This window comes from Paraburkholderia sp. Ac-20340, from assembly GCF_017104965.1.
Classification (GTDB): Bacteria; Pseudomonadota; Gammaproteobacteria; order Burkholderiales; family Burkholderiaceae; genus Paraburkholderia.
Genome location: NZ_JAAGPR010000007.1, coordinates 266,730 through 291,873, shown reverse-complemented (window position 1 = coordinate 291,873; position 25,144 = coordinate 266,730). Strand labels below are relative to the sequence as shown.

General features: G+C 62.2%; 20 protein-coding genes. 16 read left to right on the top strand and 4 right to left on the bottom strand.

Features of this window, described 5'->3' with window-relative positions; translation table 11 throughout:
* Positions 1 to 27: 27 nt before the first annotated feature.
* Positions 28 to 717: a FadR/GntR family transcriptional regulator gene (locus G3N59_RS12430; RefSeq protein ID WP_205982905.1), complete on the top strand. Its 690-nt coding sequence runs from the start codon at positions 28 to 30 to the stop codon at positions 715 to 717.
* Between the two features lie 123 nt (positions 718 to 840).
* Complete coding sequence (locus tag G3N59_RS12425) at positions 841 to 1,893, top strand: alpha/beta hydrolase (protein WP_241023393.1); 1,053 nt, start codon at positions 841 to 843, stop codon at positions 1,891 to 1,893.
* A 128-nt stretch (positions 1,894 to 2,021) separates the two neighbouring features.
* Here G3N59_RS12425 and phaP read toward each other — a convergent pair whose 3' ends face one another.
* Positions 2,022 to 2,582, bottom strand: a complete 561-nt coding sequence (gene phaP / locus G3N59_RS12420) for a TIGR01841 family phasin (RefSeq protein ID WP_205982904.1) — start codon at positions 2,580 to 2,582, stop codon at positions 2,022 to 2,024.
* A 531-nt stretch (positions 2,583 to 3,113) separates the two neighbouring features.
* Between phaP and G3N59_RS12415 the strand changes: the two genes are divergently transcribed.
* From G3N59_RS12415 to G3N59_RS12375, 9 genes are all read left to right on the top strand, one after another.
* Complete coding sequence (locus tag G3N59_RS12415; protein ID WP_205982903.1) at positions 3,114 to 4,577, top strand: catalase; 1,464 nt, start codon at positions 3,114 to 3,116, stop codon at positions 4,575 to 4,577.
* A 279-nt stretch (positions 4,578 to 4,856) separates the two neighbouring features.
* The gene (locus G3N59_RS12410) at positions 4,857 to 5,471 is read left to right on the top strand and encodes a cytochrome b (protein WP_205982902.1); all 615 of its coding nucleotides are present in this window, start codon (positions 4,857 to 4,859) and stop codon (positions 5,469 to 5,471) included.
* A 19-nt stretch (positions 5,472 to 5,490) separates the two neighbouring features.
* The gene (locus G3N59_RS12405) at positions 5,491 to 6,975 is read left to right on the top strand and encodes a glycosyltransferase (protein WP_205982901.1); all 1,485 of its coding nucleotides are present in this window, start codon (positions 5,491 to 5,493) and stop codon (positions 6,973 to 6,975) included.
* Positions 6,976 to 7,231: 256 nt separating this feature from the next.
* Positions 7,232 to 8,638, top strand: coding sequence for a circularly permuted type 2 ATP-grasp protein (locus G3N59_RS12400; RefSeq protein ID WP_205982900.1), 1,407 nt, complete (start codon positions 7,232 to 7,234; stop codon positions 8,636 to 8,638).
* 58 nt (positions 8,639 to 8,696) lie between these two features.
* Positions 8,697 to 9,650 (top strand): alpha-E domain-containing protein, encoded by a 954-nt coding sequence (locus tag G3N59_RS12395; protein ID WP_205982899.1) that lies wholly within the window; start codon positions 8,697 to 8,699, stop codon positions 9,648 to 9,650.
* Positions 9,651 to 9,702: 52 nt separating this feature from the next.
* Positions 9,703 to 10,506, top strand: coding sequence for a transglutaminase family protein (locus tag G3N59_RS12390; RefSeq protein ID WP_205982898.1), 804 nt, complete (start codon positions 9,703 to 9,705; stop codon positions 10,504 to 10,506).
* Positions 10,507 to 10,637: 131 nt separating this feature from the next.
* Positions 10,638 to 11,513 (top strand): proteasome-type protease, encoded by an 876-nt coding sequence (locus tag G3N59_RS12385; protein WP_205982897.1) that lies wholly within the window; start codon positions 10,638 to 10,640, stop codon positions 11,511 to 11,513.
* 225 nt (positions 11,514 to 11,738) lie between these two features.
* Positions 11,739 to 13,451 (top strand): acid phosphatase, encoded by a 1,713-nt coding sequence (locus tag G3N59_RS12380; RefSeq protein WP_205982896.1) that lies wholly within the window; start codon positions 11,739 to 11,741, stop codon positions 13,449 to 13,451.
* 646 nt (positions 13,452 to 14,097) lie between these two features.
* A complete protein-coding gene (locus G3N59_RS12375; protein ID WP_205982895.1) occupies positions 14,098 to 15,459 on the top strand; it encodes a sugar efflux transporter in 1,362 nt (453 codons plus the stop codon).
* Positions 15,460 to 15,572: 113 nt separating this feature from the next.
* Here G3N59_RS12375 and G3N59_RS12370 read toward each other — a convergent pair whose 3' ends face one another.
* Positions 15,573 to 17,081, bottom strand: a complete 1,509-nt coding sequence (locus G3N59_RS12370; RefSeq protein ID WP_205982894.1) for an MFS transporter — start codon at positions 17,079 to 17,081, stop codon at positions 15,573 to 15,575.
* Positions 17,082 to 17,213: 132 nt separating this feature from the next.
* Positions 17,214 to 17,693, bottom strand: coding sequence for a hypothetical protein (locus G3N59_RS12365; RefSeq protein ID WP_205982893.1), 480 nt, complete (start codon positions 17,691 to 17,693; stop codon positions 17,214 to 17,216).
* A gap of 820 nt (positions 17,694 to 18,513) precedes the next feature.
* On the opposite strand from G3N59_RS12365, the gene G3N59_RS12360 reads away from it, so the two are divergent.
* The 5 genes from G3N59_RS12360 to cyoD all read left to right on the top strand — a co-directional run bounded on the left by G3N59_RS12360 (position 18,514) and on the right by cyoD (position 24,300).
* Positions 18,514 to 20,079, top strand: coding sequence for an NADH-quinone oxidoreductase subunit M (locus G3N59_RS12360; protein ID WP_205982892.1), 1,566 nt, complete (start codon positions 18,514 to 18,516; stop codon positions 20,077 to 20,079).
* A 352-nt stretch (positions 20,080 to 20,431) separates the two neighbouring features.
* Positions 20,432 to 21,319 (top strand): ubiquinol oxidase subunit II, encoded by an 888-nt coding sequence (gene cyoA, locus G3N59_RS12355; RefSeq protein ID WP_205982891.1) that lies wholly within the window; start codon positions 20,432 to 20,434, stop codon positions 21,317 to 21,319.
* 6 nt (positions 21,320 to 21,325) lie between these two features.
* Complete coding sequence (gene cyoB / locus G3N59_RS12350; protein WP_205982890.1) at positions 21,326 to 23,359, top strand: cytochrome o ubiquinol oxidase subunit I; 2,034 nt, start codon at positions 21,326 to 21,328, stop codon at positions 23,357 to 23,359.
* Positions 23,359 to 23,970 carry a cytochrome o ubiquinol oxidase subunit III gene (gene cyoC, locus G3N59_RS12345; RefSeq protein WP_205982889.1) on the top strand — a complete coding sequence of 204 codons (612 nt, stop codon included), beginning with the start codon at positions 23,359 to 23,361 and terminating at the stop codon, positions 23,968 to 23,970. The genes cyoB and cyoC overlap by 1 nt, the downstream gene beginning before the upstream one ends.
* A complete protein-coding gene (gene cyoD / locus G3N59_RS12340; RefSeq protein WP_205982888.1) occupies positions 23,971 to 24,300 on the top strand; it encodes a cytochrome o ubiquinol oxidase subunit IV in 330 nt (109 codons plus the stop codon).
* 109 nt (positions 24,301 to 24,409) lie between these two features.
* Here the strand turns inward: cyoD and G3N59_RS12335 are convergent, their stop codons facing one another.
* Positions 24,410 to 25,060, bottom strand: a complete 651-nt coding sequence (locus tag G3N59_RS12335) for an SGNH/GDSL hydrolase family protein (protein ID WP_205982887.1) — start codon at positions 25,058 to 25,060, stop codon at positions 24,410 to 24,412.
* Between the last annotated feature and the right edge of the window lie 84 nt (positions 25,061 to 25,144).

The following is a 25,144-nucleotide window of genomic DNA, read 5'->3' as shown; positions in this document are numbered from 1 at the left end:
TGACAACTCACCGCGTAGCACCTGACCATGGCTGAGCAGAAAGCGCCGAATATGCCGGCGCGGATTTACAGCGACATCCTGAACCGCATCATCGAAGGCGAATACAAGGAAGGCGAACGCCTGCCGACCGAGCATATGCTCGCGGAACGCTTCGCGACCTCGCGGCCGACCGTGCGCGAAGCGCTCGCGCAACTGCGCGCCGACGGCATCATCGCCACGCGCCACGGTTCGGGCACAACGGTCATGCGCCGTCCCGACCCGGACGTGCGCCGCTTCGCGCCGCTCGAAACCTTGTCGGACATTCGCCGTTGCTACGAATATCGCGTGGTGGTGGAGGCGGGCGCCGCGGCGCTCGCCGCGCAGAAGGCCGATGACGCCGATCTCTCGGCCATCCGCCGCGAGTGGGACAATCTCCAGACGATTATCGAAACCTCGGGCATTGGCGCGAAAGACGACTTCGCCTTTCACATGGCGATCGCCCGCGCGTCGAAGAACCAGTTCTTTATCACCGCACTTTCCGGTATTCAGGAGCAGATGGTTTTCAGCATGAATCTGTCGCGCAACCTGTCGCTCGTGAAGTCGATCGAGCGTCAGCGCATCGTGCAGCAGGAGCATCTGGAAGTGCTCGAAGCGATTCAGGCACGCGATGTCGCGCGCGCTTCGCAGGCCATGCGCGATCACCTCGAACATGCCGTGAACCGAATGTTCGGTTCCTGATTCGCCAGGCGATATCACGTTCTCAATGAGCGGCCCGCGCGATGCTGGCCGCTTTTCTACTGCCGCAGTCGGCGAGTTTCCTTTTCGAACGTTTTATCCTGTGTTTTTCCAACAGGAAACACGATGGGTACGACTGTTCTGCGCGCCGCCGCTGCAATAGCGCTGGCCTGCGCGCTTGCTGTTTCGATTAGCGATTCTGTTTATGCTGCCCGCGCGCATGCATCGGATTCACGTCCGGTCGATGCGCTTGCCGGTGCGCGCATGCCGATCGATACGCCGCAAGGTCAGGCCGAATTCGCGCTCGATTCAAGCGCCGACTGGAACGTGCCGCAGCCCGACGTCGTGCGCGCTGTGATCGTGCTGCATGGACGGTTGCGCAACGCCAACGATTATTTCCGCACGGCGCAGCAGGCGCGCGACAAAGCGGGCGTCGATGCCGGCAGTACGATCCTGATCGCGCCGCAATTCCTTTCGACTGACGATACGCGCGCCTTTCACGCGCCGGGCGATCTTTTAAGCTGGCACGCCAACGCGTGGATGGGCGGCGCCGACGCGAAAACCGGCGCGCCCGTGGGCGCGTACGCGGTACTCGACGCCATCGCGCGCCGCCTCGCGGACAAACAGCATTTCCCCCATCTCAAGACGATTGTGTTCGCCGGGCATTCGGGCGGCGCGCAAGTGCTGCAGCGCTATGCGATTGCCTCCGATGTGCCGGACGATCTCGCGCAGGCCGGCATCGACGTGCGCTTTGTGGTGGCGAGTCCTTCGTCGTACGCGTATTTCAACGCGCAGCGCCCGGTCGCTGTCGATGCTTCGCGCTGCCCGGGTTTCGATGACTGGAAATACGGCATGAATGCGCGTCCGGCGTTCATGCGCTCAAAGACGCCGGAGCAACTGGAAACGCGCTACGCGCAGCGGCACATTCTCTATCTGGTGGGCGGGGCGGATCGCGATTCTTTATCGGCTTCGCTCGACAAAAGCTGCGCCGCGCAGGCGCAAGGGCCGCAACGCCTCGCGCGCGCAGAAAGCTTCTTCCGCTATATGCAGTCGCGGCATCCGAACGGTCTGAATCAGCATTTCCACGTCGTCCCGGGCGTCGGTCATGACGGTGCACGCATGCTGACTTCCCATTGCGCGCTGAAAGCGATGTTCGACGTGGGGAACTGCGACGATTGACGGCGATTCGCCAGAACGACGCCGATCGGAAACTTCGTCGCCGAAAAGAAAAAACGGGCTTCGCTTTCGCGAAACCCGTTCTCGGCAACGCTCTGTCGCCACGAAGGCGCCAGAAGCCGCCCTAAAACTTAAGCCGTTTGCTTTGCAGCGCGCGTAGCTTGTGCGGCCGCCTTCGACGCTGCCTTGGTCACGGCGTCGATGTTGCTTTCGGCGATTTCCGTAGCCTGCTTCGCAGCCTTGTTCACCGAGTCGAATGCGCCTTGTGCTGCCGTGATGGCCGTCTTGAATGCCGCGATGGCGCTTTCCGAACCGGCGGGCGCGTTCTTGGCCGCCGTGTCGACGAACGACTGGACAGCGCGCTGTTGCTGTTCGAACTGGCTTTGCGCGGCTTCCGAGAATTCCGAGTGCGTAGCCGAAACGATGGCGTACACGTTGCGGCCATAAGCCAGCGCCTTTTCGGCGGCGGGCTGTGCGAAGCCGGCTTGCAGGGCGAAGAAGCCTTGCGGGTCCTTGGCCGTCAGCGTGCGCTGGGCGTGTTCCTGACCTTCGGCGATCGCCGAGCGGGCTGCTTCGATATTCAGTTCGGCGAGCTTGACTGCGCCTTCGAACGCCTTGGTCGTCAGGCCGAAGAGGGTTTCGAGGCCAGCTTTCTGGGTGGCGGCGAATTGTTCGGGAGTAGGCAGAGTCATGTCGTCGTTCCTGATGGGGGACCGCTACGCGTCGGTTCCGTTACGAAAAGAAGAATACGTTCTATCGATCACCGGTTCGCGTATTGGTGCGATGCAGCAATCGACTTCATAATATCTCAAAAGAAAACCAAGTCAAGCGTTATCTTGTGCGTCGCAACATTTCAGTAAACGCTTGATTCGTATTAAGAAAATGCTGACATCGGCAGGCATCGCAGCAAGCCAGAAATTTCCGATTCGAAACGCATGAACCTGGCGCGTGGCGACAAATTTTCCGATGCGAAACGACGCTGTCCTGGCGGTCTTTTCTGCTGCGCCAACGCTTGCGATGCGCGAGCGACCGCTTAAGCGCAATGCTTGGCGAGGACGTGCAGAATGGCCATTCCCTGGCGTGCAGGCAGGCGCCGGGTCGTCCCCCAATCAGAGTCGCGACAGGCGCCGTGCGATGCCACGCGCGTCACGCTGCAGAGACCGTTCGCGTCCGCGGCGTCCAGTACGGCGTTGCGCGGCCGGCGACTCCACAGGAGAGTTCAGATGGCTGATTCGAGCGGTAAGTCACTCGGTAAATCCACGACGAGCGCGGGTGCGCCGGCCGTCAGCGACCGCAATTCGCTGACGATCGGACCGGATGGTCCGATCCTGCTGCATGACGTGCATTTCCTCGAGCAGATGGCGCACTTCAACCGCGAGAAAGTGCCGGAGCGTCAACCGCACGCCAAGGGTTCGGGTGCGTTCGGCGAGTTCAAGACCACCGAGGACGTCTCGAAGTACACCAAGGCGGCCTTGTTCCAGAAGGGCGCGAGCACGGAAATGCTGGCGCGTTTTTCCACCGTGGCGGGCGAGATGGGCAGCCCCGATACGTGGCGCGACGTGCGCGGTTTTTCGCTGAAGTTCTACACCACGGAAGGCAATTACGATCTGGTCGGCAATAACACGCCGGTGTTTTTCGTGCGCGATCCGATGAAGTTTCCGCACTTCATCCGCAGCCAGAAACGTCTGCCCGATTCCGGTCTGCGCGACGGCGAAATGCAATGGGATTTCTGGACGAACAATCCGGAATCCGCGCATCAGGTCACGTATCTGATGGGCGAGCGCGGTCTGCCGAAAACCTGGCGTCATATGAATGGTTACGGCTCGCATACCTATATGTGGATCAACGCGCAGGGCGAGAAGTTCTGGGTGAAGTATCACTTCCACACCAATCAGGGCATGCAGTTTTTCACCAATGCCGAAGCCGAAGCCACTGCCGGGCGCGATGCCGATTTCCATCGGCGTGATCTGTTCGAATCGATCAAGCGCGGCGAATGTCCGACGTGGACGCTCTCGGTGCAGGTGATGCCTTACGCGCAGGCAAAGCACTATCGCTTCAACCCTTTCGATCTGACCAAGACGTGGTCGCACAAGGACTATCCGCTCATCAAGGTCGGCACGATGACGCTCAATCGCAACCCGGAGAATTTTTTCGCGCAGATCGAGCAGGCAGCGTTTTCGCCGGGCAATACGGTGCCGGGCATTGGCCTGTCGCCGGACAGGATGCTGCTGGGCCGCGCATTCGCCTATAACGACGCGCACCGTGCGCGTATCGGCACGAACTTCAATCAGTTGCCGGTGAACCAGCCGAAAGTGCCGGTGCAGACCTATCAGTTCGACGGTCATATGGCGTTCGAACACACCGGCAACGCGCCCACTTATGTGCCGAACAGCTTCGGGCGTCCGTGGGCCGATCAGACCGGTCCCGCCGACGATGGCTGGGAAGCCGATGGCGAAATGGTCCGCAGCGCTTATGCGCTGCACGCGGAAGACGACGATTTCGGCCAGCCAGGCAATCTTGTGCGTAACGTCTTTAACGACAAGCAGCGCGCCTTGCTCGTCGAGCAGGTGGTGGCGAGCCTGAATGGCGTGCGCAGTCCCGTGCGCGAACGCGTGTTCGAATACTGGAAGAATATCGACGCCAATGTGGGGCGTCAGATCGAGGAACAGGCGGGCAGCGGCCAATAAGTCGCTGGAAGCGGCAGGACGTTCCAGGTATTCCGATTCGCAGGCCGGAGCGGTGCGCAAGCGCCGTTCCGGCTTTTTCATTGCCCGAATGGAAACTGGCAATTCCGCCATCTTTTGGCTTCTGCAGTGTCAGGTCCGAGGGCGCATAATGCGCGTGCGCCGTGATGGCGTCCCGTTTTGCAGACGCGCCCAGCGACATTCGAACAATCTTTGCGTGGGCGGGGAATAAAGATTCCGCACCGCGCGTTATCTCCTACTGAAAGGTTACGGCTCGCTCACGTGAAAACTTCTCTTTCCGCCGAATCGCGTTTCAACGCCGCCGCGCCCGCGCAAAAGTACACGCGCGTGGCCGTGCTGCTGCACTGGTCGATCGCCTTGCTGATTCTGGGCAACGTCGCGCTTGGCCTGACGGCTTCGCTGCTGCCCGACGGCACGCTCTCCGACGAAAACATCCGCTTCGTGATCGACACGCACAAGTCCATCGGCATCACCGTGCTGGGGCTTGCGATTCTGCGCGTGCTGTGGCGCCTCACGCACCGTCCGCCGCCGCTGCCCGCCGAATTCCCGGCATGGGAGCGCGCGGCCGCTCACGCGGCCCATATCGCGCTCTACGTGCTGATCTTCGCGATGCCGCTCACGGGCTGGCTGCACGACTCGGCGTGGGTGGCTGCGGCTTCGCATCCCATGTATCTGTTCGGGCTGTTCCAGTGGCCGCGTATCGGCTTCATCATGAATCTCGATCCCGCCACCAAGAACGCGTTACACGAGCAGTTCGGCGCGCTGCATACGGCGTGCAGTTATGCGCTCTATGGCGTGCTTGCGCTGCATATTGCGGGCGCGCTCAAACATCAGTGGATCGATCGTCATTCGGTGCTGCGCCGGATGATGCCGTGAACGACGACAAAGGACTGTCTTGAACGACTTGCTCGATCAGGCGCTCGCGCGCACTTCGCCGCGTATCGCGCCGCCGCCCACGCCGCTCGTCAGCATCGTGATTCATTTGAGCGTCATGGTGTTATGGCTTGTGCTGTTCGCACGCGCGTTCTTCCTGCAAGGCGTGGTCGCGTGGTCGACCGGCATCGCCTACGTGATCTACGACACGGTGCTGCTGATCTTCGTGGCATGGCAGGCGCGCGTGCTGTTGCGGCCCGCGCAGGACATTGGCATGGTTGTGCCCGCATCTGCATCGCTTTCGATGCCGACGCTGGGCGTCATCGTCGCCGCGCATAACGAGGCGGGCGTGCTGCCGATCACGCTCGATGCGCTGTTTGCGCAGACGCGCGCGCCGCGCCAGATCGTGATCGCCGACGATGGTTCGACCGATGGCACCGCCGCGTTACTCGCGAAGCGTTATGGCCTGACCGATCCCGGCGAAGGGCGCATGAGCGCGCCGTCGCTGCACTATCCGAATCTGCGCTGGCTGAAGCTGGCGCACGGCGGCAAGGCGCGTGCGCTCAACGCGGCACTGTGCGCGATGGACACGGATGCGGTGATGACGGTGGACGCCGACACGCTGCTCGAACCCGATGCCTGCGCCGCCATGGCCGACGCGTTCGCACGCGAACCCGCGCTCGTCGCGGCGGCGGGGCTGCTTACGCCGGTGTGCGGCACGACGCCGAGCGGGCGCTTCTTCCAGTGGTTCCAGACTTACGAATACATCCGCAATTTCATCTCGCGCTTTGCGTGGATGCGTGCGGATAGTTTGCTGCTCGTTTCAGGCGCTTTTGCTGCGTTTCGGCGCGAAGCGGTCGTCACGGTAGGCGGCTTCGATCCGAATTGTCTTGTAGAGGATTACGAACTGATTCACCGGCTGCGCCGCTATTCCGCGCGCGAAGGCCTCGGCTGGGATGTGCGCGTGATCGGCACGGCGCGCGCGACGACCGATGCACCCGGCACGCTCGCGAGTTTCCTGCGTCAGCGCCGCCGCTGGTTTGCGGGCTTTTTGCAGACGCAATACTGGTATCGCGACATGACCGGCAATCGCCGCTATGGCAAGCTCGGTCTCATGATGCTGCCGGTCAAGGCATTCGATACGGTTCAACCGATCTACGGCCTCACGGCATTTGCGTTGCTGCTGGGTTTTCTCTTCGATGGGCGCTTTACGATCGTCCTGCCGGTGCTGGCGGTGATCGTCGGCAAGATCGTGATCGACCTCGCGTTTCATTTGTTCTCCGTGCATCTGTACCGGCGCTGGAGCGGCGACCGCAAGAGTTCGAGCTTCGGCATGGCGCTGCTCGCAGCGATCTTCGAGCCGTTCTCGTTCCAGTTGATGCGCCACATGGGCGCGGCGCTCGGATGGCTGCATTTTCTGCTTGGGCGCCGCAAATGGGGCGTGCAGCAGCGAACGGGGCTGGGCGCACAACAGCAACGGCGCGAGACGGCGGCGCAATCGCGCTGATTGTCGTGCTTGCGTCGGTTGCGCAAGCACGCTCCTTCCCACTAGACTGCACCATGATGAGGCGTCGAATCGCGCGGCTTGACCCTCGCGCGATGGCGCCCGAAATCATGCACCATTCGGGCGCATAAAAGCCGGATTACGCTGGAACAACCGCGTTCCGGCGATGGCATACGCCTTGCTTTTCGTAGCGTACCGCAGCGCGCCGCCCGTGACGTGACGTCAGGGTTTCGCTGCATCCACGCGCGAGAACGAGCCGATGCAAGTCCATGACGAAATGCGCGACGAGGGCGCTGTGCGCGCCCATTACGAACGCTTCCAGCACTGGCTGGAGCGGCAGACTGGCGAGACGATGGCGCGCAAACGCGCCGAGGCGGACCTGCTGTTCCGGCGCGTCGGTATTACGTTCGCGGTCAACGGCGATCTATCGGGAACCGAGCGGCTGATTCCCTTCGATCTGATTCCCCGCATTATTCCCTCTGACGAATGGGCCACGCTCGAGCGCGGTTTGCGTCAGCGCGTCCAGGCGCTCAATCTGTTTCTGCACGACGTTTATCACGAGCGCAATATCGTGCGCGCGGGCATTATTCCGGCCGAGCAGGTGTATACCAATGCGCAATATCGGCCCGAAATGCAGGGCATTGATTTACCGCTTGGCATTTACGCGCATATTGCCGGTATCGATATCGTGCGTGATGGCCGCGACGGCGCGTTCTACGTGCTCGAAGACAATCTGCGCGTGCCATCGGGCGTCTCGTACATGCTCGAAAACCGCAAGATGATGATGCGGCTTTTCCCGGAGCTATTCGTCCAGCACAAGGTTGCGCCGGTTGCGCATTATCCCGATCTGCTGCTGGAAACGCTGCGTTCGTGCGCGCCCGACGGTGTGGACGATCCGGTGGTCGTGCTGCTCACGCCGGGCATGTACAACTCCGCATATTTCGAACATACCTTTCTCGCCCAGCAAATGGGCGTGGAACTGGTCGAAGGCAGCGATCTGTTTGTAGAGGATAACTATGTATTCATGCGCACGACCAAAGGGCCGCGGCGTGTGGATGTGATTTATCGACGCGTGGACGACGACTTTCTCGACCCGCTGGCATTTCGCGCCGATTCCGCGCTGGGCGTGCCGGGTCTGCTCACGGCATATCGCGCGGGCCGCGTCGTGCTGGCCAATGCGATGGGAACGGGCGTTGCCGACGATAAATCGATTTATCCCTATGTGCCGGACATGGTCGAGTTTTATCTGGGCGAGAAACCCATTCTCAACAATGTGCCAACGTGGCAATGCCGCCGCCCTGAAGATCTCGCCTATACGCTCGATCATCTTCCCGAACTGGTCGTGAAAGAAGTGCATGGCGCGGGCGGCTACGGCATGCTGGTCGGCCCGGCTTCGACGCGCGAGGAAATCGAGGCGTTTCGCGAACGCCTGATTGCGCGTCCGGGCAATTACATTTCGCAGCCCACGCTGTCTCTTTCTGCGTGCCCGACCTTTGTCGAAGCCGGCATTGCGCCGCGCCATATCGATTTGCGGCCCTTTGTGCTGTCGGGCAAGACGATCCAGATGGCGGCGGGCGGTCTGACGCGCGTGGCGCTCAAGGAAGGATCGCTGGTCGTGAATTCGTCGCAGGGCGGCGGCACGAAAGACACCTGGGTACTCGAATGAGTGCGCTATTCATTACTGTGGAAAACGTCGCAAAAAGCGGAAACAAAGAGGAGCGAGCATGCTGAGCCGTACCGCCGATCACCTGTTCTGGATGGCCCGTTATATGGAGCGCGCGGAGAACACCGCGCGCATGCTCGACATCAACCTGACGGCGCTGCTCTTGCCCGGCAATGCCGACGATGAAGTGCGCACGCATCGCGCGATGTTGCGTATTTCCGAACTCGATGCGGCTTTCGACGCACGTCACGACAAAACCACGCGCAGCAATGTGCTGCATTTTCTCGTTGCGGACCCAACCAATCCGTCGAGTATCTATTCGTGTCTGCAGGCCGCGCGCGAAAACGCTCGCGCCGTGCGCGGCACGCTCACGACTGAGTGGTGGGAAACCGTCAACGACACCTGGCTGCAATTCGCCGAACTGCTGCGCGGTAACGAACTGACTACGCATCCCGAATCCCTGTTCGAGTGGGTGAAGTTCCGCTCGCATCTCTCGCGTGGCGTGCGTGTGGGCACGGCCTTGCAGGACGACGCGCTGTTTTTCACGCAACTCGGCACCTTCCTCGAACGCGCCGACAACACGGCGCGTATTCTCGACGTGCGCTTTGTCGAAGTCGATCAGGCCGATTCGCGCTCGGCCGCACGCCAGCTCGAAGACTTCTATTACTGGACGTCGATTTTGAGTTCGGTATCGGCGCTGGAGATTTACCGCAAGGTTTATCGCGATGTGGTGACGCCTGCGCGCGTGGTCGAACTGTTGATCCTGAATCAGCAGATGCCGCGTTCGTTGCTTGCATCGATGGACGGTGTGTGCGCGAATCTCGCGATGCTGCGCACCGATGCCTCGCGCGAAGTCGAGCGCACAGCCGGCAAGCTGCGCGCCGAACTGCTTTACGCCGATCTGCGACAGATTTTCTCGGTGGGCGTGCATACCTTCCTCACGCAGTTTCTCGCGCGCGTGTATGAACTGGGCAACCAGGTGGCGCGCACGTATCTGATGCTGCCGCTGGGTTGATGCACTGAAAAGTCATTCGGATTCCAGATCGATTCGTTGAAGGATTTTCGCCATGCAACTCGCGATTCGCCACGACACCGTGTACCGCTACGACGCGCCGGTACATTACTCGATCCAGCAATTGCGCCTCTCGCCAATCACGACGGCTTCGCAGATCGTCACGCAATGGCATGTCGATGCGCCAGGCAAACTGGAAGCCAGTCGCGACGCTTACGGCAACACCTTGATGACGCTGGTGCTGTCGCGCCCGCACCGCGAAATACGCCTGCGTGTGCGCGGCGAAGTGGAAACCGTGCCGCTCGCGGATGGGCGTCTGACCGAAGGCGAGGGGCCGATCCCCACCTGGCATTTCACCTCGCCCACGCGGCTGACGGAAGCCGATACGGCGCTCGCCGAATTCGCGCAAAGTCTGGGGCCGCTCGACAGCGTGGCATCGATTCTCGACGCGGCGGCGCGTATTACGCAGCGCGTGCAATATGAATCGGGTGTGACCGATGTCGCGCATTCGGCCACCGATGCGTTTTCGCTAGGCCGTGGCGTGTGCCAGGATCACGCGCATGTGATGCTGGCGGTGTGCCGTGCGCGCGGCGTGCCGGCGCGTTACGTGAGCGGCTATTTCGCGCCCGGCGACGTGCCGGAAATGGCGAGTCACGCCTGGGTCGATGTGTGGCTCGACAACGGCTGGGTGACAGTCGATGTCACGCACGCCTGTTTCGCCAGCGAAAAATACTGTCGCATCGCGGTGGGGCGCGATTACGAAGCGGCTGCGCCGGTGCGCGGGCGGCGGATCGGCGGACTGGGCGAAACGCTCGATGTGAGCGTGCGCGTGAGCGCGCAAGGCGAACAGCAGCAATAGTTTTCTCGTTATACGAAAGGAAACCCGCCCAGCGTAGAGCCGCGGCGCGGGTTTCTCATACGCAACGCATGCTCCGTAGCGTGCGAAAATCGCGGCTACACGAGAAACGCACTGCGATCCGAAGGACAACTATGACGTACTGTGTAGCGCTGGCGGTAGAAGAGGGGCTGGTTTTCCTGTCGGATACACGCACGAATGCGGGGGTCGATCACATCAGCACATCGCGCAAGATGGCGGTGTTCGAGGAGCCCGGCGAGCGCGTGCTCGTGCTGCTGGTGGCGGGCAATCTGGCGATCACGCAGGCCACCATGCAGGTGCTGACCGAGCAGCGCGACAGCGCGCAGCCCTCGCTCTGGAGCGCGTCGAGCATGGTGGAGGCCGCGCGTATCGTCGGCGAGGCCGTACGCGAAGTGCATCGGCGCGATGCTGAAGCGCTCAAGCAGTTCAATGTCGATTTCAACTGCAGCTTCATTCTGGGCGGGCAGATCCAGGGCCAGGCCATGCGCGTGTTCCAGATCTACGCGGCAGGCAATTTCATCGAAACGTCGAGCGTGAATCCGTACTTTCAGATCGGCGAATCGAAGTACGGCAAGCCGATCATCGACCGTGTGCTGACGCCGCGCACGCCGCTCGACGAAGCGGCCAAATGCGCGCTGATTTCGATGGATTCCACGCTGCGCTCGAACCTGTCGGTGGGGCTGCCGCTCGATCTGCTGGTCTACGAACGCGATTCGCTGCGGGTGACGCGTTACGCGTCGCTTGACGATTCGAATGCCTATTTCCAGATGCTGCATTCGACGTGGGGCGAACGGCTGCGCCAGGTGTTCGCCGAGATTCCCGATCCGCTCTGGACCGACGACAGCAATGTGCCGCGTCACGAGCGCGTGGAATTGCCGGTGGTGCCGCGCGCGCCGCACGAAAACCATCGCGCGGACGGCGCATTGACGCGCCCCGCGCAGACCCTGGCGCAAGGGCCGCAACCCGCGACGCCGCCACGCAATACCTGAGCGTGTAGCCTTCTCCATCTGCTGTTCAAGCCCGAACCGCGCGGCCGATACAGCGCGCGGTTCCGCCTTTTAGCGTCCTTTCGCGTCACGCAACTGTCATGCACCGCGCCGCCGGAAGGCCGCTACGCGCGGTATCCTCCTGCAGGACGTGTGAACCGCAGGGCGAATGCAGGCGCGCGCAAGGCGCCTGCTGTGCGCTCTTTGACCGCAAAGAGGAGACGGGCGATGAAGCAGGACGATCCCAAGGCAGCGAAGTCGGACGAACTCGACGTAAGCACCACAGGCACCGAAAACAGTGGTCCCGACGATCCCGCGCGCCGCCGTGTGCTTGGCGGTATCGCCGCGGTTGGCGTGGGGCTGGCGCTCACCGGTTGCCAGACGCCGGAGTCGAATGCCGGTCTTGGCCCGCGCAGCGCCGGCGAAGCGCGCGTGGACGCCGCGCTGCGCGACCAGGTGCGCCACATCGTCGTGATCTACGCCGAGAATCGCAGCTTCACGAATCTCTACGGCAATTTCCCCGGCGTGCAGACGCCGCTCTCTGGCGTGCCGGCCTCGCGCTACGCGCAGCTCGACCGCGACGGCAAGACGCCGCTCGCGCAATTGCCGGCCATCTGGGGCGGGCTCGTGCCGCAGGCGCAGGAACTCGACGGCAAGCGCTACATGATCGGCGAGAAGGCGATCGCGGGCCTCGCAAACCAGCCGTTTCGTATCGTCGACACGCAGGGCGCGCCGTTGCCGAACGGAATCATCACGCGCGATCTGGTGCATCGCTTCTATCAGAACCAGATGCAGATCAACGCCGGCCGCAACGACCAGTTCGCTGCGTGGGGCGATTCGGGCGGCCTCGTGATGGGCTATTACCAGAACTCCGCCGAGAGCTTGCGGCTCTGGCAACTCGCGCAGCAATACACGCTCTGCGACAATTTTTTCATGGCCGCTTTCGGCGGGTCGTGGCTCAACCATATCTATCTGATTGCCGCCCAGGCGCCGTATTACCCGAACGTGCAGGCGAGTCCGGCGAAGCATCTGGTGTCCGTGCTCGACGGCGACGATCCGCTCGGCACGCGTCTGAAGGTGGCGGCCAGCAGCCCGGCATCGGCGCTGGGCGGGCCGCCGAAGTTCGTCAACGATGGCGCCTTCACGCCCGACGGCTACGCCGTCAACACGATGGCGCCGCCGTATCAGCCGAGCAGCGTGCGTCCCGCCGAAGACGGCAATCCGGCATGGGCCGACCCGGCCGATGTGCGCGTGATGCCGCCGCAGACCTTCGCGACGATCGGCGACCGGCTGTCGGCCAAAGGCGTCGACTGGGCGTGGTACAGCGGCGCCTGGCAGTACGCGCTCGACCATCGCGACACCGGTTCGGTGCCCGATTTCCAGTACCACCATCAGCCCTTCAATTACTTCGCCAGTTTCGCGCCGGGCACGGCGCAGCGCGCGCGGCATCTGCGCGACGCGGGCGTGGGCGACGATCCGGCCACCAACCGGCTGCTCGCCGATATCGACGCGGGGCGCTTGCCCGCCGTCACGTTCTACAAGCCGCAGGGCAATCTGAACATGCACGCCGGTTACGCCGATGTGGAGTCGGGCGATCGTCATATCGCCGCGGTGATCGGGCATCTGCAGCGCAGTCCGCAGTGGGCCAATACCGTGATCGTGATGACGCATGACGAGAATGGCGGCTGGTGGGACCCGGTGGCGCCGCCGACGGGCGACCGCTGGGGGCCGGGCTCGCGCATCCCGGCGCTGGTGATCGCGCCGTTCGCGAAGAAAGGGCACGTCGATCACACCTTCTACGACACCAACTCAATCCTGCGCTTGATCAGCCGGGTCCACGGGCTCGCGCCGCTCGACGGCGTCGCTTCGCGTGACCGCGCGTTTGCCGAGCGTGGACAGATGCCGCCGGGCGATCTCACGGGCGCACTCGATCTTGCGTGACGGGGCAGGGCTGGGTGGGCAGGGAGTCGGGCAAGTCGCGGTCAAAAGTTGCCGATCGGAAACATTCTGCTAATTCCGTGACTAAATCGACTAACTGCCTATCCGATCAATGAGTTGGCGCGCTAGCAAGCGGGTTATCAACAGGTTTATCCCAAGAAGCTGTGGACAACTTTTCTGCGCACTTTTTGTGCATTTTTGCTGATTTTTGGGTGTTTTCCCTTTGGGATCATGGGCTTGGATGCGATGTCCAGTAGTTGCCCACAGGGCTGTCAACGAAAACTGTGGACAAGGACGGCGCTGGTGGTCGAATTCGCATCAAACCTGCTGCAATCCGCAACGTAGCAGACAATTCGATATGCATCAAACACTTGGCGCACTCATCCCAGGGTTACGCACAGGCCTGCCAACAAAATCTGTGGATAGTCCGAAGGATCGGGCCCAGATGCTGATATCGATAACACTCGCCTTGCGCCACGCGCCGTTTCCGCCCGATAATCGACCTGCTGATCGGGTGCGAAAACGGCATCAAGTGCGGGTTCTAGCGGTCTGAAGAGCGCCGTAAGAGCCTGCAAGCCCGACTGCCCGAACGCGTCGCCCCCGCGCGCCGCGGCCATTTCCCCACTTCCCCGCCACTCTCCAACGCGCCGTGCTCAACAACTCGCGCTTTGTCGGTCTCCTGCGTATTCCCGGTTTTCTGCCGCTTGCCGGCGCCACCCTGATGCTCGGCGTGGCGATGTCCTTCACCGCACCGTATCTCTCGCTATTCGGCGTCGAGCGCGCCGGCATGACGCCGTTCCGTCTGGGCGTGTTCATGACCGCGATCGCTGCCAGCGGCGTGATCGCCAGTACGGCAGCGGGGCGCTGGAGCGATCGCACGGGCAAGCATCGGCTGCTGTTGCTGGTGTCGCTATGCGCGGCCACGCTCGGCTATATCTGTCTGTGCATCGTGCGCGATTACCGGCTGCTGCTGGCCGTGGGCATCGCGTTTATCGGCGCGGGCGGTTGCGCGATGTCGCTGGTGTTCTCGTTCAGCCGCGCCGCCTTGCCGGCCGCCGACGACGCCGAGCGCACCTTCGCCAGCGCCACCTTGCGCACGATTCTCTCGGCGGCGTGGGTGTTCGGACCGGCGGTGGGCGCGCTGGTGCTCGCAGCCACCGGCTTTTACGGTCTTTTCCTGTTCGCTGCGGCCAGCTTCGCGGCCTGCGGCGTGATCGTCTGGCGTATGCGCGAGCCGCGTCAGGACGAACACGCCACGCAGCATCTGATGAAGCGGCCCACCGCCCAGGACGTGGCGCAGGAGCGCGCCGAGGAAGCCATCGCGCCTTACGAGGGCCAGCCGCTCACGCAGGCCGAAGTGCAGCCGGCCGTGAAGCAGCGCCTGAACCCGCCCGCGCCGGATGCCCCGCAGAAGGACATCATGCGGGCCATCGTCGCGCTTACGCTGATTGGCCTCGCGGCCAACGCGACCATGATCGTGCTGCCGCTGTATATCGTCCACGGTCTGGACGGCTCGCGGCTCGACGTGTCGATCATGCTGGGCCTCGGCGCGTTCATGGAAATTCCGATGATGCTCGCGCTCGGCGCAAAGGCGTCGAAGCTGAACAAGTCGCACTGGCTGGCGGCCTGCGCGGTCGTGCATGCGGTGTACTTCGCGTCGATGGCGGCGGCGCCCGGCGTGCACGCGCTCATTCCGATGCAGATTCTCAACGCATTCGTGGTGGCCGTGACTTCGTGTCTCGGCATGACGTTCATTCAGGATCTGATGCCCGATTCTCCGGGGCGCGCGACGGCGCTGTTCTTCAATGCGTCGCGGCTGGGCTCGATTCTGTCCGGCGTGCTCTCGGGCATGCTGGTGCAGGCGTTCGGGTATCGCGGCACGTTTCTTTTTTGCGGCGTGCTCGCGCTGTGTGCGCTGGTGCTGTTCGCGGTGCCGGGCGAGCAATATCCGAAGATGGCGCGTGCGGTGCGCGATTTCGTGCGCGAGCGCATCGCTTCGCGCCCGAAATAAATATCGACGGAATTTGATCGGTCATCCGAATTAATCGACATAAAAGCACGGCATAAAAGCAAAGCGGCGCGATGTTATCGCGCCGCTTTTTTGCATACTGAATGCGGATGCGGTTATTCCACCGCTTCCGTCGCGCGAACGCCAACTGCGTGTTGCGCATGGCCCGCGTCGGCAAAATCTTCGGCATCCACATCGTAGCCCGACGGCTCCCAGCGAATCGCCAGCAGCGCGACCAGGCCCGCGAGCGGCGCAATCGCGATGATCCAGAACACGCGCGTGTTGAGCGCGGCGGCCAGCACCGGGAACAGGAATAGCGAAACCGTCGAACTCGCGCGCATCAGCGTCTGGTTCAGACCCACGCCCACGCCGCGCAGCGAAGTCGGATAGCCGAGCGAGGCGAACGTCATGCTGTGCGAGCCCGGCCCGATCCCCTGGCCGAACAGGAAGGCCGCGAGCAGGGCGACGGCGCTGACGACTTCGGGCGTCGTCGCCGGTTTGCCGACGATCGCCAGGCCCACCAGCGCGCCGAACTGGATGACATAGCCGCAGACCGTCATCTTCCATGCGCCGAAGCGCGGCACGGTGCGCACGGCGATCAGACCGCCCACGAACGCAAAGCCCAGGTTCAGCACGAGCGAGGCGAGGATGGTGGTGAGCATCGACTGCGCGAGAAAGCTCGAAATGATCACCGGCAGGCCGAACGCCACGGCGTTGTAGGCGAACGACGAGGCCACGCCGATCACCGTCGCCAGTGTCGTGCGGCGCGCATAGACGCCGCGCAGCAGCGCGCCGTAGTTCTTCCACGACGCCACGCGCGCCGGTTTGGCGGCCGTCTGAAGGGCTTCGGGGGCGACATCGGCATCGATGCCATAGGAGCGTTGCAGGATGCGCGCCGCGCCCGCGAGATCGCCCTGATTCGCGGCCCAGACCGGCGACTCGCTGATATAGCGGCTGCGAATCGCGATGATGACGAGCGCCGGCACCGCGCCGAAGCCCAGCGTCAGGCGCCACAGCAGGTGCGAATGCGAGGCGGGCAGCGTCGCGTAGAACGCCAGCACGAGCAGATAGGACACGCTGATGGCCGCGTACCAGACGGGACACCACATCGCCACGCGCGCGGCCTTGTTGCCGCGGCCGGACAGGCGCGAGAACTCGGCGAGGAAGGCCATTGCCACCGGCAGATCGATGCCCACGCCCAGTCCCATTACGAAGCGCGCGCCGCCCAGCACCCAGGCGTTAGGCGCGAGCGCGCAGGCGAGTGCGGCGACCACGAAGAAGAACATATCGGCCATGAAGACGCGATACCGGCCGATGCGGTCGGTCAGGAAGCCGCCGAGAAACGCGCCGACGATGGCGCCGAACGTGATCGCCGAGGCAACGAAGCCGGTGCCCGCCGGCGAGAGCGAGAATTCGCGCGCGACGTCCTTGAGGCCGAAGGCGAGGGCGCCCAGGTCGTAGGCGTCGAGGAACACGCCGCCCAGCGCAATCGCCACGACGATGCGCGCGTTACTGCCGGGCGCGCCGCCCGTGTTGACGAGGCGCGAGACATCGGCGGCGCTGCGGATCAGCGGACGGCTGGCGCTCGAAGCGCCGGAAAGCGAAGAGAGGGGTGAGGCAGACATGCGGGGCGGAGCGGCGGCTGGAAAGCTCGCAATGCTACCGGCGGGTGGCGTGCCGCCCAAATCGTCTTTCGTAATGAGCTTATGCGGTGGGCATGATTGTTGCGCCGCAGCAAAACGGGCGCATCGATGCCATCAGTGCATATAGGTGACGCGGCGCGTGCGGTCGCTCAGTTGCACGCCGGCGTCGAGCAGGCAGATGGCGAACCAGCGCGCCGTCTTGAGCATGCCGCTCACGCTCTGCGTCGGCAGCCAGTCGTTGAGCAACTGCACGGCGGCTTCGCTGCGCGTCGATTGCAGCAGCGCGAGCACCTGCAGCAGCGAGCCTTCGTCCTTCGCCAGTTCGGACGCGCAGCGGCATCGCGTGTCCAGCGGGCGGCAGGTGGCGCGGCAGAGCGTGCCCATCAGCAGATCGAAATGGCCGATGCCTTCGGCGCCCATGCCCGCGTCGGCGAGCACGCCGCGCCAGCTTTCGGCCTTGCCGTAGGCGTCGCAGTGCGGGCGCAGCCAGGTGCGCACGGCGCGCAGGATGGTTTGCTCGGCGCTATCGGGGTGCTGGACGAAGGTGTCGTCGATCAGCGTGTCGGTTCTCGCGAATGCGGCGGTGTAGTTCATGTGGGCCTCGGGCGAACAGGGCGGTCGGGCGCGCAGCCGGAGTGCGCGGATCAGTCAGGGCCGGGCTCGCCGGCATGGGAAACATGATGCCCCAAAAAACATCCAAATGCAAATGATTCTCATTTGTATAATGGCGATGCCAGTTGCGTCTACGCGAGTACGACGCTGACCCACACGCATGTGGCAGGACGATGTCGCCAGCGCCGCCAGAATCCAGCGTGACGCCAGAAAGGACTCTTCCAGGCGTTGCGCTTAATTCAGGGGCCACAAGCCGCTAAAGTCCCGTCCATGCGTGTTCCAGCGTTGCTGGCGCATCGTGAGAGTTCGCCCCGGCCCGAAGACGGCCGGGGCTTTTTTTTGCACTGCGCAAACCCGCGCCGCACCGGCCCGGCGGGGCCTGCAGGATCGGGCCCCTATGCATAAGTCATTGAGGCCAAAGAAACAAGTAAGGTATTATTTCGGCCGCGCGGTGTGGCGGTGTGTCGCTTGCACATGCGTCCATGAGGTCCCCGAGGGCACTTTTGAGGCCAGAAGCAGATTGGGCGGTGATGTTTTGTGATTTTTGCGCTAGCAGAAAGCGACGCAAAAACAATGACTTACATCAGGCGCTGATCGGATTTGGCTTGTTGCGCTGCAAAAGTTCCATATTCCGTTTACCCTCGTTAACCCTTGAACGTGTGTTGCATTTCGCCTCTCAGCTGACAAAACCATTTCAGCCAGTCTGGTCCGACTTTCACCCCGCGTTAATCTTTCAGTTTGCCTGCGCGCCAGCCCGCGCGCGGACGAACTCTGTGCACCGCATTTTTAAGGTCCTGTTGAAATGCAATCCGTTCCATTCCTGAGTCTGGCGATCTGGATCCCCATCCTGTTCGGCGTGGCTGTGCTGCGCCTCGGGTCGGATAGCCACCCCCAGCGCACGCGCTGGTTGTCGCTGATCGGCTCGATCGTCGGCCTCGTGGTGACCATTCCGCTGATTACCGGTTTCGACAACCATGTTGCCGCCATGCAGTTCGTCGAATTCCGCAACTGGCTGCCGGACTTCGGCGTGGCCTGGCGTCTCGGGATTGACGGCATTTCGATGTGGCTGGTGGTGCTCACCGCATTCACGACGCTCGTGATCGTGATTGCCTCGTGGGAGTCGATCACCGTGCGCGTGGCCCAGTACCACGGCGCGTTCCTGATCCTCTCGGGTCTGATGGTCGGCACCTTCGCGGCCACGGACGGCATGCTGTTCTTCGTGTTCTTCGAAGCGACCCTGATTCCGCTGTACCTGCTGATCGGTTCGTGGGGCCATGCCCGCCGCAGCTACGCCGCGGTCAAGTTCTTCTTCTTCTCGCTGGCCGGCTCGCTGCTGATGCTGGTGTCGATGCTGTATCTGTACAGCCAGGCGCACACCTTCGACATGGCCGCATGGCATAACCTGTCGATGGGCCTCGTGCCGCAGTTGCTGGTCTTTATCGGCTTCTTCGCGGCCTTCGCGGTCAAGGTGCCAATGTGGCCGTTCCACACCTGGCTGCCGGACGTCCACCTCGAAGCGCCCACCGGCGCGACCGTGATCCTCGCGATGCTCAAGCTGGGCGGCTACGGCTTCCTGCGCTTCACGCTGCCGATCACGCCGGACGCCGCGCACTTCTTCGCGCCGGCCATCATCACGCTGTCGCTGGTCGCCGTGGTGTACTCGAGCCTGCTGGCGCTCGCGCAAACCGACATGACCAAGCTGCTCGCGTACTCGACGATCGCCCACATGGGTCTCGTCACGCTGGGCCTGTTCCTCTTCAACCAGATCGGCACCGAAGGCGCCATCGTCCAGATGATTTCGTACGGCTTCGTCTCGGGCGCGATGCTGCTCTCGATCGGCATGCTGTTCGACCGCACCAAGACGCGCACGATCTCGGCTTATGGCGGCGTCGTCAACGTCATGCCGCGCTACGCCGTTTTCATGATGGTGTTCTGCATGGCCAATGTGGGCCTGCCGGGTACCTCGGGCTTCGTGGGCGAGTTCATGGTCATCATGGGCGCGATCCGCGTGAACTTCTGGATCGGTGCGATCGCAACGACCACGGTCGTGCTGAGCGCGGCGTACACCCTGTGGATGTACAAGCGCGTGATTTTCGGCGCGGTGGCGAACAAGAGCGTCGCGAAGCTGGCCGATATCGGCCGCCGCGAAACGCTGATTCTCGCGTCGCTGGCCGCACTGGTGCTGGCAGTGGGCATCTATCCGAAGCCCATGACCGACGCAATCGAACTCTCGGCCGCCAATCTGGTGGCCCAGGCCGGCCGCACCAAGCAGCCTGCCGAAGATACGGCCAACGCCGACGCAGTGCGCACGGATGCCGCACGCGCCGGTACGGAAGCGGAAGTGCGCGTGCCGCGCTCGCCGACGTAATCAGGCCGGTCACTGCAGAAGAATGACGACGCACCTGCGCGCCGTCCCGCTCATCAAGCGGCGCGGCGCGCAGGTGCGTTCAACTGTTTTCGGATTGTGTAATTCGGAAAAAAAGCCGCGGCGGATTGGCGTCAAGACCTAAATGGGGCTGCTTGAGCGTGTGTTGATGAGGCGCGACAAACCTCGCGAACCCATGCGACATAGTGTCTCACTTTTGTTTTGACAAAGATCATTTTCAGCATTCATTGATTGTCATGGATCAAAGCGGCTGTATGATTCGGGCGCGCTTCCTTTGCCGGATGTCAGGGGATGTGCCCGGAACTATTCAATGAATGAAATTCAGGCAAACGTGATGAAAAGAACAACCTTGCAAAGGTTATTGCTTCCCGTCAGCGCCGGATTGGCCATGTGTCTTTCCGGTTGCAACTTGGAAGTCCTCGACCCCAAAGGTAGCGTGGGCGTGGCGGAAAAGTCGCTGATCGCGACCTCCACCTGGGCCATGCTGATCGTGGTGATCCCTGTGATCATCCTGACGCTGTGGTTCGCGTACCGCTATCGCGAATCGAACCGCAACGCCACCTACGCGCCGAAATGGTCGCACTCGACGGCTATCGAAGTCGTCGTCTGGACCGTCCCGACGCTGATCATCCTGTTCCTCGCAGTGCTCACGTGGAAGACCACGCACGAACTCGATCCGTACAAGCCGCTTGAATCGAACGTCAAGCCGATCAACGTCGAAGTGGTCGCGCTGGACTGGAAGTGGCTGTTCATCTACCCGGATCTGGGCATCGCCACGGTGAACCAGCTGGCCGTCCCGGTCGGCACGCCGGTCAACTTCAGCATTACGTCGGACTCGGTGATGAACTCGTTCTTCATCCCGCAGCTGGGTACCCAGGTGTACGCGATGGCAGGCATGCAGACCCGTCTGCACCTGATCGCCGATCATGCAGGCGACTACGCCGGCCTGTCGGCGAACTTCAGCGGCAAGGGCTTCTCGGACATGAAGTTCCGTACTCTCGCCACGAGCCAGCAAGACTTCGACGCATGGGTCCAGAAGGTCAAGGCGTCCTCGACGCAGCTTTCGATGGATCAATACGCGACGGTTGCGCAGCCGAGCGAGAAGGCACCGGTTGAATACTTCTCGACGGTGGACCCGAAGCTCTTCAACAACATCATCGCGAAGTACAACAACGGCCACGTCACGAATTTCAGTGACCCGTCGTGCGTGACCAAGGGGTAACCAGGCATGTTCGGAAAACTTACACTAGCCGACATTCCGTATCACGAGCCGATTATTCTCGGCACGATGGTCGGTATGGCTATCATCGGCGCATTCGTGCTCGGTGGGATCACTTACCTCGGTAAGTGGAAATATCTGTGGACGGAGTGGCTGACGAGCGTCGACCACAAGCGTCTGGGCGTGATGTACATCGTGCTCGCCCTCATCATGCTGCTGCGCGGCTTCGCCGACGCAATCATGATGCGTACCCAGCTGGCTCTCGCGTACAACGCGCCGGGCTATCTGCCGCCGCACCATTACGACCAGATCTTCACGGCTCACGGCGTGATCATGATTTTCTTCATGGCCATGGCTTTCATGGTTGGCCTGATGAACATCGTGGTGCCGCTGCAGATCGGTGCACGCGACGTCGCGTTCCCGTTCCTGAACTCGCTGTCGTTCTGGATGACCGCCGTTGGCGCAATCCTGCTGATGATCTCGCTGGTCGTCGGTGAATTCGCGATGACGGGCTGGCTGGCTTACCCGCCGCTGTCGGAGCTCGCATACAGTCCAGGGGTCGGTGTCGACTACTACCTGTGGGCGCTGCAGATCTCGGGTGTCGGTACGCTGCTGACCGGCGTGAACTTCTTCGTCACCATCATCAAGATGCGCGCTCCTGGCATGACGATGATGAAGCTGCCGGTGTTCACGTGGACGGCGCTGTGCACGAACGTGCTGATCATGGCTGCGTTCCCGATTCTGACCGTTACGCTCGCGCTGCTGGGTCTGGACCGTTACATCGGTACGCACTTCTTCACGAATGACGGTGGCGGCAACGCCATGCTGTACCTGAACCTGATCTGGGCATGGGGTCACCCCGAGGTGTACATCCTGATCCTGCCGGCGTTCGGTATCTTCTCGGAAGTCGTCGCGACCTACGCCAAGAAGCCGCTGTTCGGCTACAAGGCGATGGTGTACGCAACCTGCGCGATCATGGTGCTGGCATTCGTCGTCTGGCTGCACCACTTCTTCACGATGGGTTCGGGCGCTGACGTCAACGCGTTCTTCGGTATCGCCACGATGATCATCTCGATCCCGACGGGCGTGAAGATCTTCAACTGGCTGTTCACGATCTACCGCGGTCGCCTCGAGTTCAACTCGTCGGTGCTGTGGACGCTCGGCTTCATGGTCACCTTCACCATCGGCGGCATGACCGGCGTGATGATGGCGATCCCGGGTGCCGACTTCGTGCTGCACAACTCGCTGTTCCTGATTGCTCACTTCCACAACGTCATCATCGGTGGCGTGCTGTTCGGCTACCTGGCTGGTTTCAACTACTGGTTCCCGAAGGCATTCGGCTTCAAGCTGAACGAAAAGCTGGGCAAGCGTGCATTCTGGTTCTGGCTCGTGGGCTTCTACGTTGCCTTCACGCCGCTGTACGTGCTGGGCTTCATGGGCGCAACGCGTCGTCTGAACCACTACGACAATCCGGCATGGCATCCGTGGATGATCATCGCGTGGGTTGGCGCAGTGCTCGTGGCAATCGGTATCGCTCACCAGCTGATGCAGCTGTATGTGTCGATCCGCGACCGCAACCTGCCGGAAAACCGCGATGTGACGGGCGATCCGTGGGGTGGCCGTACGCTGGAATGGTCGATGTCGTCGCCGCCGCCGTCGTACAACTTCGCGATCATCCCGAACGTGTCGGAACTCGATGAGTTCCAGCATCTGAAGGAAACCGGCCGCGCAACCGTTGACGTCGCGAACACGCACTACACCGACATTCACATGCCCTCGAACACGAGCGCAGGTCTGTTCATCGGTTTCTTCAGCCTGGTGCTCGGCTTTGCTGGCATCTGGCACATCTGGTGGCTCATGATCGTTGGCTTTATCGGCATCGTCGGTACGGCAATCGCTTACAGCTTCCAGAAGAACGAAGGCTATTACATCCCGGCCGCCAAGGTTCGGGCAGACGAAGAAGCGCGTAGTCGCGCACTGGCCAAGGCGTTTGCTGCCAAGCAACGCGGTGGCAAGGTTGAAGAAGCACTGGAGGCCAACTGATGTTGACGAAAACTGGTGCGGCCGCACTCGCGGAGCACGATCACCACGATCACCCGCCGTCACACTCGGTGTTCGGTTTCTGGCTGTACCTGATGACCGACTGTATTCTGTTCGGCACGCTGTTCGCAGTGTTTGCCGTCATGCAGAACCAGTTCGCAGGCGGCCCGACCGGCAAGGACCTGTTCGACATCAATGGCGTCGCGATGGAAACGGCAGTGCTGCTGCTGTCGTCCATCACGTATGGCTTCGCGATGATCGGCGCGCACAAGCAACGCAAGGGCCAAGTGCTGTTCTGGCTGGCCATTACGTTCCTGCTGGGCGCAACGTTCCTGTATTTCGAACTCCATGAGTTCGCGAACATGATCGCCGAAGGCAACGGCCCGCAACGCAGCGCGTTCCTGTCGTCGTTCTTCACGCTGGTTGCCACCCACGGTATCCACGTGACGTTCGGCATGATCTGGATGGTCGTCCTGATGGTGCAGACGCTGAAGGCGCCGGCACTGGGCGATCGCGAAATCCGCCGCCTGTCGTGCCTGAGCCTTTTCTGGCACTTTCTGGACATCGTCTGGATCTGCGTGTTCTCCTTTGTCTACCTTGCGAGCGTGATTTAAATGAGTGCTCATCCTATCCACGAAGAAGAAAGCCACGGCAGCTTCGGCGGCTATGTGGCGGGTTTCGTCCTGGCGGTGGTGCTCACGGCAGCATCGTTCTGGCTGGTCCTGCATGGCGGCCTGCCGCGTGAAACCGCGCTGCTCGGCCTCGCTGCCCTGGCAGTCGTGCAGATCGTGGTCCACCTCGTGTTCTTCCTGCATATGAACACGTCGTCGGGCCAACGCTGGAACGTGACCGCATTTGGCTTCACGGCCATGACGGTGCTGATCGTCGTGATCGGTACGCTGTGGGTCATGCACAACGTCAGCATGAACATGATGTCGCGTTAATCGTCGATTAACTGCACATCCCGCTGAAAAGCAAAAAACGCCGCCAGGGCTCGCGCCCGGCGGCGTTTTTCTTTGGGGTTTCGTATCGGAAAGTTTTGCTTTTCGGGCCTCAGGTGGCGAAGCGTTGCCGCACGACCTGGGCGACGGCACGGCCGAGTTTGTGGTGCTGATCGGCTTCGTAATGGATGCCGTCGGTCGGACTGACCTTGGCGAATTCGCCTGCATCGAGAAACGCCGAGCCGTATTTCACGGCCACACGCTCGTAGAGCGGCGCGAGCAGACGCGACTTCGCCGCGCCGCCCGTGAAGATCGCACCGAGAAAGCCGATCTCGTCGATCGGCACCGGCGACATCAGCAGCACATGCGGCGTCGATCCGCTCGGACCGGCGCGGCAGGCGACCAGCGTTTCGAGCAGCACGTCCACCGAATTGGCGATATCGGCCGGCGTGACGGAAAAGCGCGTCTTGAGATCGTTGGTGCCCAGCATGAGCACGACGACATCGACGGGCAACTGGCTTTCGAGGCACGCCCGCAGATACGCGAGGCCGTTTTTGTGACGTCCCTCGATCGGGTCGTCGTGCACCGTGGTGCGCGCGGGCAGGCCTTCTTCGATCACCTGCCAGCCGCTGCCGAGCGTCGCGGCCAGCACGCCGGGCCAACGATCGGCGGGGCCGAAGCGCTCCAGCACGCCGGGCAGATTGAGCGGTTTGGTGCCGTGGGTGTTCGAATCGCCAAAACAGAGCAGGGTACGTAACGACATGGATGGCTCTCCAGATGGTGAGTTTCCGATGCGAAATTTCCAGCCGCCGCGCGTTTTTCGGTGCCCGAACACGCTTGCAACGGC

What these genes read in the sequence shown, in the direction of transcription:
- G3N59_RS12430 (WP_205982905.1), top strand. Translation starts at nt 28, where the DNA reads ATGGCTGAGCAGAAAGCGCCGAATATGCCGGCGCGGATTTACAGCGAC.
- G3N59_RS12425 (WP_241023393.1), top strand. Translation starts at nt 841, where the DNA reads ATGGGTACGACTGTTCTGCGCGCCGCCGCTGCAATAGCGCTGGCCTGC.
- phaP (WP_205982904.1), bottom strand. Translation starts at nt 2,582, where the DNA reads ATGACTCTGCCTACTCCCGAACAATTCGCCGCCACCCAGAAAGCTGGC.
- G3N59_RS12415 (WP_205982903.1), top strand. Translation starts at nt 3,114, where the DNA reads ATGGCTGATTCGAGCGGTAAGTCACTCGGTAAATCCACGACGAGCGCG.
- G3N59_RS12400 (WP_205982900.1), top strand. Translation starts at nt 7,232, where the DNA reads ATGCAAGTCCATGACGAAATGCGCGACGAGGGCGCTGTGCGCGCCCAT.
- G3N59_RS12395 (WP_205982899.1), top strand. Translation starts at nt 8,697, where the DNA reads ATGCTGAGCCGTACCGCCGATCACCTGTTCTGGATGGCCCGTTATATG.
- G3N59_RS12390 (WP_205982898.1), top strand. Translation starts at nt 9,703, where the DNA reads ATGCAACTCGCGATTCGCCACGACACCGTGTACCGCTACGACGCGCCG.
- G3N59_RS12385 (WP_205982897.1), top strand. Translation starts at nt 10,638, where the DNA reads ATGACGTACTGTGTAGCGCTGGCGGTAGAAGAGGGGCTGGTTTTCCTG.
- G3N59_RS12380 (WP_205982896.1), top strand. Translation starts at nt 11,739, where the DNA reads ATGAAGCAGGACGATCCCAAGGCAGCGAAGTCGGACGAACTCGACGTA.
- G3N59_RS12370 (WP_205982894.1), bottom strand. Translation starts at nt 17,081, where the DNA reads ATGTCTGCCTCACCCCTCTCTTCGCTTTCCGGCGCTTCGAGCGCCAGC.
- G3N59_RS12365 (WP_205982893.1), bottom strand. Translation starts at nt 17,693, where the DNA reads ATGAACTACACCGCCGCATTCGCGAGAACCGACACGCTGATCGACGAC.
- G3N59_RS12360 (WP_205982892.1), top strand. Translation starts at nt 18,514, where the DNA reads ATGCAATCCGTTCCATTCCTGAGTCTGGCGATCTGGATCCCCATCCTG.
- cyoA (WP_205982891.1), top strand. Translation starts at nt 20,432, where the DNA reads ATGAAAAGAACAACCTTGCAAAGGTTATTGCTTCCCGTCAGCGCCGGA.
- cyoB (WP_205982890.1), top strand. Translation starts at nt 21,326, where the DNA reads ATGTTCGGAAAACTTACACTAGCCGACATTCCGTATCACGAGCCGATT.
- cyoC (WP_205982889.1), top strand. Translation starts at nt 23,359, where the DNA reads ATGTTGACGAAAACTGGTGCGGCCGCACTCGCGGAGCACGATCACCAC.
- cyoD (WP_205982888.1), top strand. Translation starts at nt 23,971, where the DNA reads ATGAGTGCTCATCCTATCCACGAAGAAGAAAGCCACGGCAGCTTCGGC.
- G3N59_RS12335 (WP_205982887.1), bottom strand. Translation starts at nt 25,060, where the DNA reads ATGTCGTTACGTACCCTGCTCTGTTTTGGCGATTCGAACACCCACGGC.